Origin of the sequence: Psychromonas sp., from assembly GCF_041586535.1 — a bacterium.
Lineage (GTDB): Bacteria > Pseudomonadota > Gammaproteobacteria > Enterobacterales > Psychromonadaceae > Psychromonas.
The window spans coordinates 98,653-107,544 of sequence record NZ_JBFGZY010000001.1; the positions used below are offsets into that span (position 1 = coordinate 98,653).

Here is an 8,892-nt window from a genome sequence, read left to right on the forward strand (position 1 = left end):
ATTGAGAGATCAGATGAACAAATGGCTTAAACCTATTGCTGTTATTTCCGGAACAGTTTTTTTATTAACCGGCTGTTCCCTTTTTGATGGTGAAAAAGATGTGGTCGTGATGGCTGAGTTGCCTGTTTTCGAGGCATCTTACCAGCCTAAGATCGTGTGGAAGAAAAGTATTGGCGATGGTGTGGATAAATATTATTCGCAACTCCAGCCTGCAGCCGACTCAGAAGCTGTTTATGCTGCTTCTCGCGATGGCGAAGTGAAAGCTTTTTCGCTTGATGGCAAAAAATTACTTTGGTTCAATGATTTTGATAAGCATCAAAGTAATTTGTTGAATCGCTCTGCCCGTTTTGCCGGTGGTATTACCCTGGCAGTGGAAACGTTATTTATCGGTACTGAAAACGCGCAGGTTTTGGCAATTGATAAATACACTGGTAAATTAAAGTGGTTAGCTGAAGTCAGTGGTGAAGTGCTGGCTAAACCGGCTTACGATAATGGTAAAATAGTTGTTCATACCAGCCGTGGCGATCTTATTGCGTTGGACAGTGTCACCGGGGAATTACTCTGGACACTGACGAATAAACAGCCTAATTTAACCCTGCGCAGCAGCTCCGCGCCAGCCATTGCACAAGGCGGGATTATTTATGGCCGGGCAGATGGTTTTGTTTCAGGCGCATTGCTGGAAACAGGCCAGGCACTTTGGCAACTACCGATAGCACGTCCCTTTGGTGCGACTGAACTGGACCGTATTGTGGATGCTGATACGCAACCGATAATATCTAACGGTGTGGTTTATGCGCTTGCTTATAATGGTAATTTGACGGCCATTGATCTACTTAAAGGTGTCGAACTGTGGTCACGTCAGTATTCCGGTTATAACGATATGACTTTATCGGGTAACAGCCTTTATTTAACTGATTACCGCGGCCATGTTTATGCCGTTGACCGCCGTTCTGGCGATGATATTTGGGCAAATGAGCAACTCTCATACCGAAATCTTACCGCTGTGACGGTCGCTAATCAGTATATTGTTGTCGGTGACGGAGAAGGTTACCTGCACTGGATGGAGCGTGAAAGCGGCGAGTTTGTCGCCCAGCAGAAAATTGATTCACAGGGATTATATAAAGCACCATTGGCGACGCAAACGCATCTTTATTTACAGTCTCGTGGCGGTAAATTAGTTGCTATTGAAAAACCGTCGATAAATGTAGAATAATTCCTTAAATTTTTACTGTATACTAACTGCCCCCCGCATTTATTGCGCAGGGGCTTTTTTTGTTTTATAGGATTGAAATATGTTACCAGTTGTCGCTCTAGTTGGCCGTCCAAATGTGGGCAAATCAACTTTGTTTAACCGCTTAACTCGTACTCGTGATGCATTAGTCGCGGATTTTCCAGGTTTAACGCGAGATCGTAAATACGGTCAGGCGAAAATCGACGAGCAGGAATTTATTGTTATTGATACTGGTGGTATTACTGGTGATGAAGAGGGCATTGACGCCTTGATGGCCGGGCAGTCTCTGCAGGCAATTGAAGAAGCCGATGCTGTTTTGTTTCTGGTTGACGCGCGTGCGGGCTTGACTGTCGCAGATGAAGCGATCGCTGAGCATTTGCGTAAACAGGATAAAAAAGTATTTATTGTCGCTAACAAAATAGATGGCGTTGATGCTGACTCCGCTTGCGCCGAGTTCTATGCCCTGGCACTGGGTGAAGTTTATCAAATTGCTGCAGCGCACGGCAAAGGTGTGCGGCAGATGATTGAAGTTGCTCTTGATGGTTTTTTCGATGAGATTGAGGTGGATGCCGAGTTATCTGATCCGCAGGCAATGCTTGAATTCAGTGATGAAGATGAAGCTGCGCTGCAGAAAGAGCAGGAGCGTCTGGCAGCATTGCCTATTAAACTGGCTTTGATTGGCCGACCTAACGTGGGGAAATCAACCCTTACCAACCGTATTTTAGGTGAAGAACGCGTGCTTGTATACGATATGCCCGGCACCACACGCGATAGTATCTACATCCCTATGACCCGTGATGATAGGGAATATATTCTTATCGATACAGCCGGTGTGCGGAAGCGTAAGAAAGTCAATGAAACCGTTGAAAAATTTTCTGTTATCAAAACATTAAAGGCGATCGAAGACGCTAACGTTGTGATGCTGATTATTGACGCAAGGGACGGTATTTCCGATCAGGATTTAAGTTTGTTAGGCTATACGCTTAATGCCGGACGTTCTTTAGTGATTGCCGTCAACAAATGGGATGGCATGACCGAATATGATAAGGAACGTGTTAAAAGTGAATTAGACCGCCGTTTAGGGTTTATCGATTTTGCTAAAATTCATTTTATCTCTGCTTTACACGGAACGGGTGTGGGGCATTTATATGAGTCTGTTGAAGAAGCTTATGACTCTTCAACAAAACGTATTTCTACCTCTATTCTGACCCGTATTATGACCATGGCGGCAGATGACCATGAGCCTCCTATGGTGGGCGGACGCCGTGTAAAATTACGTTATGCGCATGCGGGTGGGTATAACCCGCCGCTGATTGTTATTCACGGCAATCAGGTGAAAAAATTAGCGGACTCTTATAAACGTTATTTAATGAATTACTTCCGCCGCTCTTTAGGTATTATGGGCACACCTATCCGAATTGAATTCAGAGAAGGCAGTAACCCCTTTGAAGGGCGACGTAATAAATTAACACCAAATCAGATGTACAAACGTCAGCGAATGATGAAATTTCATAAAAAAGGTAAAAAATAATGCAACTTTTATGTCCGAAATGTAATCATGAAGTAGTCAGCAGCGGCGCTCAGAAGCGCCATTGCCCGGCCTGTGACAGCAACTTTAAATTACATGCCGCATGTGATAAATGCGGTGATGAATTAGAGCGTTTACAGGCATGCGGAGCGGTAAATTTCTGGTGTAATAAGTGTAATGAACTAAAAAGCAAATCGACTGCCATCTACACTTTGGTGGAAGAGGAAAAATAGGCAACTTTTTTTATTAACAAAAAAGGCTTAATCACAAGATTAAGCCTTTTGAATGAAGTTGTTAACCTCAGGAAGCGCTGTTTTTCTCTGCAATTATCTGGAAAACACGATTTACCTGTTTTACACCTTCAACCTGGCGGGTGATCTCCGTGGCCTGATCAGACATCGCCTGCGTTACTTTGCCGATTAAAAAAACTTCGGAATTCTCTGTCACCACCTTAATCTTAAGAGGGTTAACAAACTTGTCTGCAGTAAGCTGGCTTTTAACCTTGGTGGTGATCCAGCTGTCTTTGCTTTGCTGAGCAAAACCAATCGGTTGGCCAACCCTTAACTGGTTATAAACACCTTTGGCATTTTTAAGAGTGTTCAATTGTGTCTCTATATTCCTGCTTAATTGTATGTCACTGACTTGACCTATCACCAGTATATAACCGCTGTTGGTTATTAAGTTAATGCGGATATGTTCATTATTAATGTTAAGTTCTGTAATTTTATCCAGGGCTTCCATGGATAATGTATCATCACTGAGCTGCTCAGCAATACTGCGTTCATCGCTGCTGACTGCTACGGCGGTACCGGCGGCAACAATCAGTCCACCGGCACAGCCCTGCAGCAGTACTATAAGAGAGATAATAAAGAAGCTTGTTAAAATTTTTTGCATATTAATCCTTATTGCTGAGGGAAAAGCTGCTGATCAATTAAATCACTCAAGCAGTTAATTACTAATAGATGAATCTCTTCAATACGAGAGCCCTTGTCACTCGGTGCTCGGATCTCTATGTCATCAGAGCCTAATAACCCCGCAAGCTCGCCACCATCAACGCCATTTAATGCGATAATTTGCAAATTATTACTCAGTGCGGTTTCTACTGCTTTAATCAGATTACGGCTATTACCGCCATGACTGATAACCAGTAATATATCGCCTTCCTGAGAAAGCGCGGCGATCTGCTTGGCATAAATCTCATTGAAATGGCTATCCGTGGCAATGGCTGATAATAAAGCTGAATCAGCTGTAATCGCGATAGCCGGAAGAGAAGGACGGTCTTTCTCGTATTTATTGAGCAGGTGTGAAGCGAAGATCTGTGCTAATGCAGCCGCACCGCCATTGCCGCAAACCAGTATTTTATTACCTCTGATCAGTGTTTCACTCAATACGATTGCGGCCTTTTCTATCTGTTCCGGCAGCGCTTCCGCTGCAACAATAGAAGTTTGGATGCTCTCGGCAAAGTGTGCGTGAATTTTTTCATTTATCATTTTGTTGTATCATCTTATTCTTGAAAAGCATTTTTAATCCAAGCTGGAGGTGTCGATTCGCTGCCGATAGCAACAGCATCAAAGCGGCAAAAAGGTTCATTATCCAAGGAGCTTAAATAATGCTTTGCCGTGGTAATTATTTTACGTTGTTTGCGGTTATTAATGGAAGCAAATGCACCACCAAAATTACTGTTTTTTCGATATCGTACTTCAATAAAAACCAGTGTATCCTGATCTAACATGATCAAATCTATTTCGCCAAAACGGCAATAATAATTTTGGCAAACTAAATACAAGCCTTGCTCCTGTAAATAAGACAAGGCTCGTTTCTCTGCAAGTACTCCTTTTGAGTTACTCGCTTGCAGCAGGCGAGGTAATTTCAACTAAATTGCCCTGATAGTATTTTGCCCAACTCAATTGTGGTTGCACGGTGTTGCTCAGATCTAATCTTAATTCCCCGACCAGACCCTGGTAGCGATACGCTGTATTGTTTTGCAGTTGCACTAATTGTTCGACTAACTGATAGCTGTCAAAACCAAGTGCAAACAAGCGCAGTTCAGAATAGGATTGTCGTGGCAAGACCTTATTAAGCTCAGTCATTATTGCATTTTGCTGATTGATCAGAAATGGCAGATCAGAAAATTTGAAATTTGATAACTCTCTGTTCTGCAGGCCACCGCGGTCAAATTCGTGTGAGCGGGAGCTTGCGTAAATTGGGATCTTGTCTGCAAAAGGGCTGACCGATACGTCGATAAAGGGCTTAATCAGGATCAGTTCATCACGTTTACTCACCAGGTAAATCGCATCAATATCACTGCGGCTGCGCACTTCCTTTTCAAGCGGAAGGTTGGTGATGCTTTGCATTTGATTAATACGTGCCTTGCTCTCGTCTGTTTGTAAAACCCGGCCGATAAATGAACCTAATTTTGATTTAGAGGTGAAAAAATGTTGTTCAATTTCACGCTGATTTTGTGCCAGCCATTCATCTTTAAATGTCTGTGCGACGCGTCTGCCATAGTCAGAATTCGGTGCAATCACGAGTGGATTTTGGTGCTGATTTTCACTGATAAACTGTACCGCTTGTTTCGCTTCCTGCTCCGGGGACAGTGAAAATGAATAATGCCAGGGCGATGCCGCTGCTTGAGCATTATTATCTGTAGATGGCAGCGTTGAAAAACTATTTAGTGCTAACACCGGCATTTTCTCAACCAGAGGCAGAAATACGTCAATATCATTTTTCAGTAATGGACCAATCACAAAATCAATATTATTTTGCGCTAACAGTGGAGCAATTTCTGTTACCGGCTGTGCATTGGTATCATAAAAATGCAGTGTTGGTGCGTTAACGCGCTGGCCGTCGCTGACGACGGAACTGCTAGCCTGTTGCTGACGGTAAAAGGCATCAAATATCCCCTGTTGAATGGCTTTACCCTGCTGCTGAAAACGTCCAGAAAGCGGCAGCAATACGGCGATATTTGTAGGTTGAAAAGATTTAAACTCGACGATATTAGCTAGCTGTGTTGGCATAAAGGGGACTGCCGGGTGCTGCGCATAGGTATATTTCCAATCCTCTAGCGCGCTTTTTAAGTGACTGGCACGTAATTGGTAACGTTGGTAAATGCCTGCAAGTGCATACCAGCCTTCTTTAAATAAAGCTTTTTCCATGCTTTTTGCATCCAAACTTGCATCGCTGCGTGCAACTGCAGCTTCTTTCTGGTACTGCTCCAGGGTGTCTGACGGTAACAAAGACAGTTCGCTTAATAACAGATCATTGTATTGCTGTTTGCGTTTATCACTCTTCAGCAGGGGGGTTAAAGCAAGTAGAGTTTTGGCTGCACCTGAATGGTTTTTCTGCTGTGAATAAAGGTTAGCCTGCAGTGACAACGAAGCAATGGATGCAAAATAGGATAATTGCTGCGGATCAATGGCTCTTAATGCTTTTTGCGCTTGAGTGAACTGTTTTTTTGCAAATAAACTTTGCGCGACTAATAGATCTAGTGATGCTTTATCATTAGATGAAAGCTCTCTTTTTTGCAGATAGGTAATAATAGAATCTGCAAGCTTAGTTTCACCTTCTTCAATAAGCGCCTGAACAGCCAGAAGCTGCCAATCTGCATTATTTGGATCTGTATTGAGTTGGTCTTTTTGAATATAGAATGCTGAATTGTTATCTAATTCAGAAAATAGTTCTTCCGCTACGTTTTCGGGTGATGAAGGGCCCATACTACACGCCGTTAACAGTGTCATTGTTAAGGTCATGATTAGTATGTATGAAAAGCGTTTTGCTGAGTTTATCAAGTTCAAAATATTATCCCTTTTGAGCTAGCAGGTATTCGATGTAGGTATCAAGATATCTATAGTGTAATATTGCCGCCTCAGTTAAACAATCTTATTCACTTTATCAAGGCGATTATATGTCCGAAATTAGCCAAATCTTTTCTCAACTTCCAGCAAAACTTTATATTGTTGCTACGCCTATCGGCAATATCAGCGACATAACCTACCGGGCGATAGAGACGTTACAACAGGTGGATCTGATTGCTGCGGAAGATACGCGTCATAGCGGTAAGTTATTAAGCCATTATCAAATCAAAAAACCGATGTTTCCGTTACATGACCACAATGAGCGCCAGCGCGGACAAATTTTGATTGAAAAGATAAAAGCCGGACAGTCAATCGCGTTGATATCTGATGCAGGTACCCCATTAATTAGTGATCCCGGTTATCATTTAGTCAATGAATGCCGTGAAGCCGGTATTGATGTTGTTCCTATTCCGGGGGCCTGCGCCGCAATAACTGCACTGAGCGCGGCAGGCTTGCCATCGGATCGCTTTTCTTTTGAGGGCTTTTTACCGGCCAAGGAAAAAGGCAAGCAAGATAAATTAAAAGCCCTGATTGAAGAAACCCGCACCATGATTTTTTATGAATCACCACGGCGTATACAAGATACCGTTGAGCAAATTATCAATGTATTTGGCGGTGAGCGTAAACTGGTTATCGCCCGTGAATTGACCAAAACCTTTGAATCATTTTATACATTTGCAGCGCAAGAGATGCTGGACTGGTTAAAGCAGGATACAAACCATTGCCGTGGTGAATTTGTATTAATGGTTGCTGGGGCGCAAAAAGATGAACAAAGTATTCCTCAGGTGGCGTTGAATACCCTGACCCTATTAAAAGAGCAACTGCCCCTGAAAAAAGCGGCGGCTTTAACGGCGCAGATTCATGATCAGAAAAAAAATGAACTGTATAAATGGGGATTGGAGAATTTGTAAGCGATAATCAACTAGTTTTGGATAGTTCTTGTATTTGTGTGTTCCTATCCCGTATAATCCGCCGCGGAGTTGACCAGATCGTCGCCGCTGTTATCTTTCGGGATAACGGGGGAGGAAAGTCCGGGCTTCAACAGGGCAGGGTGCCAGGTAACGCCTGGGTAGCGTGAGCTAACGACAAGTGCAGCAGAGAGTAAACCGCCTATGTGTTTATGCAAATAAATGCAGGTAAGGGTGAAAGGGTGCGGTAAGAGCGCACCGGCCAGCTAGTAATAGTTTGGTGCAGGGTAAACTCCACCCGAAGCAAGACCAAATAGGCTTCCTGAGGTATGGCCCATACTGGAAGCGGGTAGGTCGCTTGAGCCTGTGAGTGATTGCAGGCCTAGACGAATGACGATTCACGACAGAACCCGGCTTATCGGCCAACTCCCCACCTTTTTAAACCCCGTTGCTGTTTTCAGTAACGGGGTTTTTGCATTACAGGGGCGCGGACTTCAGTCCGCCTGTTAATATGCGAACTGCAGAGTTGTACAATCTGCAAACGATTGGTTTGCTTAAGCCTGTGAGCGATTGCAGGACTATAGCAGAAATACGCGAATGGCGATGTTCAACAGCTCCCTGTTTATCGGCAACACTCCACTAATATATAAAACCGCTGCTGAGCAATTAGCAGCGGTTTTTGCATTTCAGGGACACGGACTTCAGTCCGCCTGTAAAAAGCATGGGGACTTATTCTCTAATGGCAATTATTAGCATAAGTGACTAACTCGGCTTTATTGAGTTTCCTGGCATTTATTTTTCTTTTTTATCACAGGCACAGCTTGATATGCCAAAAGGTAAATAAGCCGGGCACCAGGCTAAACTGCCAGTTAACAGTGGAATTAAGCCCAGCACGCCCCACCAGCTCTGAAAATAAAATCCCGCAGCAATAATAACCAGCCCGACAATAATACGTGCTGCACGATCAAGACCACCAACATTATGTTTCATAATACAGCTCCTATGACTGCCTTAAAATTAAACCGTAGACCTAAATCCCTGCTTGGTAAAGAGCATCTTGCCTTGCCATTGATCAAGCGCAAATCTCTCTTATCGATAGCGTTTACCGCAACGAGGTTTTGCTCTTTGAGGTTATCACCAGCAGCACGCCAGTGATCGCCACTAACAGACCGAGCAGATCCGTTGTGCTGATGCTATCTCCAAAGGCGAGCCACGCCATCATCATGGTCACGGGTGGGCTGAAATAGAACAGGCTGGCCACTCGCGTTGCCTCCATACGCTGTAAAAGCAGCCACATGATCCCGTATGCTGTGAGTGATACGGCAATAATCAGCCAGAGCATGGTGGCCAGGAAGGGGGGTGTCCAGGTGC

10 protein-coding genes and 1 other RNA gene are annotated in these 8,892 nt (G+C 43.9%); 5 read left to right on the forward strand and 6 right to left on the reverse strand.

What is annotated here, in order from left to right; translation table 11 throughout:
* Window positions 1–13 precede the first annotated feature (13 nt).
* The 3 genes from bamB (at window position 14) to ABZA00_RS00440 (ending at window position 2,992) form a co-directional block, all read left to right on the forward strand.
* Entirely contained in the window at window positions 14–1,213 is a 1,200-nt protein-coding gene (gene bamB, locus ABZA00_RS00430) for an outer membrane protein assembly factor BamB (protein WP_372880165.1), read from the forward strand.
* A gap of 79 nt (window positions 1,214–1,292) precedes the next feature.
* On the forward strand, window positions 1,293–2,762 hold the full coding sequence (gene der / locus ABZA00_RS00435) for a ribosome biogenesis GTPase Der (RefSeq protein ID WP_372880166.1): 1,470 nt from the start codon (window positions 1,293–1,295) through the stop codon (window positions 2,760–2,762).
* Window positions 2,762–2,992 carry a zinc ribbon domain-containing protein gene (locus ABZA00_RS00440; RefSeq protein ID WP_372880167.1) on the forward strand — a complete coding sequence of 77 codons (231 nt, stop codon included), beginning with the start codon at window positions 2,762–2,764 and terminating at the stop codon, window positions 2,990–2,992. Before der ends, ABZA00_RS00440 begins: the two co-directional genes overlap by 1 nt.
* A gap of 67 nt (window positions 2,993–3,059) precedes the next feature.
* On the opposite strand, the gene ABZA00_RS00445 is transcribed toward ABZA00_RS00440, so the two are convergent.
* Genes ABZA00_RS00445 through ABZA00_RS00460 form a run of 4 tightly spaced genes read right to left on the reverse strand, consistent with a single transcriptional unit; the run spans window position 3,060 to window position 6,472 of the window.
* Window positions 3,060–3,653 carry a BON domain-containing protein gene (locus tag ABZA00_RS00445; protein ID WP_372880168.1) on the reverse strand — a complete coding sequence of 198 codons (594 nt, stop codon included), beginning with the start codon at window positions 3,651–3,653 and terminating at the stop codon, window positions 3,060–3,062.
* Window positions 3,654–3,661: 8 nt separating this feature from the next.
* Entirely contained in the window at window positions 3,662–4,246 is a 585-nt protein-coding gene (locus ABZA00_RS00450) for an SIS domain-containing protein (RefSeq protein WP_372880175.1), read from the reverse strand.
* A gap of 17 nt (window positions 4,247–4,263) precedes the next feature.
* Window positions 4,264–4,632 (reverse strand): YraN family protein, encoded by a 369-nt coding sequence (locus ABZA00_RS00455; RefSeq protein ID WP_372880169.1) that lies wholly within the window; start codon window positions 4,630–4,632, stop codon window positions 4,264–4,266.
* On the reverse strand, window positions 4,601–6,472 hold the full coding sequence (locus ABZA00_RS00460; protein WP_372880170.1) for a penicillin-binding protein activator: 1,872 nt from the start codon (window positions 6,470–6,472) through the stop codon (window positions 4,601–4,603). The genes ABZA00_RS00455 and ABZA00_RS00460 overlap by 32 nt, the downstream gene beginning before the upstream one ends.
* Window positions 6,473–6,663: 191 nt before the next feature.
* Between ABZA00_RS00460 and rsmI the strand changes: the two genes are divergently transcribed.
* Window positions 6,664–7,524, forward strand: coding sequence for a 16S rRNA (cytidine(1402)-2'-O)-methyltransferase (gene rsmI, locus ABZA00_RS00465; RefSeq protein ID WP_372880171.1), 861 nt, complete (start codon window positions 6,664–6,666; stop codon window positions 7,522–7,524).
* 65 nt (window positions 7,525–7,589) lie between these two features.
* An RNA gene (rnpB, locus tag ABZA00_RS00470) (RNase P RNA component class A) lies at window positions 7,590–7,955 on the forward strand.
* Window positions 7,956–8,313: 358 nt separating this feature from the next.
* On the opposite strand, the gene ABZA00_RS00475 is transcribed toward rnpB, so the two are convergent.
* Together ABZA00_RS00475 and ABZA00_RS00480 are read right to left on the reverse strand one after the other, a co-directional pair.
* Window positions 8,314–8,511, reverse strand: a complete 198-nt coding sequence (locus ABZA00_RS00475; RefSeq protein ID WP_372880172.1) for a DUF2892 domain-containing protein — start codon at window positions 8,509–8,511, stop codon at window positions 8,314–8,316.
* Between the two features lie 112 nt (window positions 8,512–8,623).
* On the reverse strand, window positions 8,624–8,892 hold a 269-nt coding region (locus ABZA00_RS00480; RefSeq protein WP_372880173.1), incomplete at its 5' end, for an EamA family transporter.

What these genes read in the sequence shown, in the direction of transcription:
- bamB (WP_372880165.1), top strand. Translation starts at nt 14, where the DNA reads ATGAACAAATGGCTTAAACCTATTGCTGTTATTTCCGGAACAGTTTTT.
- der (WP_372880166.1), top strand. Translation starts at nt 1,293, where the DNA reads ATGTTACCAGTTGTCGCTCTAGTTGGCCGTCCAAATGTGGGCAAATCA.
- ABZA00_RS00440 (WP_372880167.1), top strand. Translation starts at nt 2,762, where the DNA reads ATGCAACTTTTATGTCCGAAATGTAATCATGAAGTAGTCAGCAGCGGC.
- ABZA00_RS00445 (WP_372880168.1), bottom strand. Translation starts at nt 3,653, where the DNA reads ATGCAAAAAATTTTAACAAGCTTCTTTATTATCTCTCTTATAGTACTG.
- ABZA00_RS00460 (WP_372880170.1), bottom strand. Translation starts at nt 6,472, where the DNA reads ATGGGCCCTTCATCACCCGAAAACGTAGCGGAAGAACTATTTTCTGAA.
- rsmI (WP_372880171.1), top strand. Translation starts at nt 6,664, where the DNA reads ATGTCCGAAATTAGCCAAATCTTTTCTCAACTTCCAGCAAAACTTTAT.
- ABZA00_RS00475 (WP_372880172.1), bottom strand. Translation starts at nt 8,511, where the DNA reads ATGAAACATAATGTTGGTGGTCTTGATCGTGCAGCACGTATTATTGTC.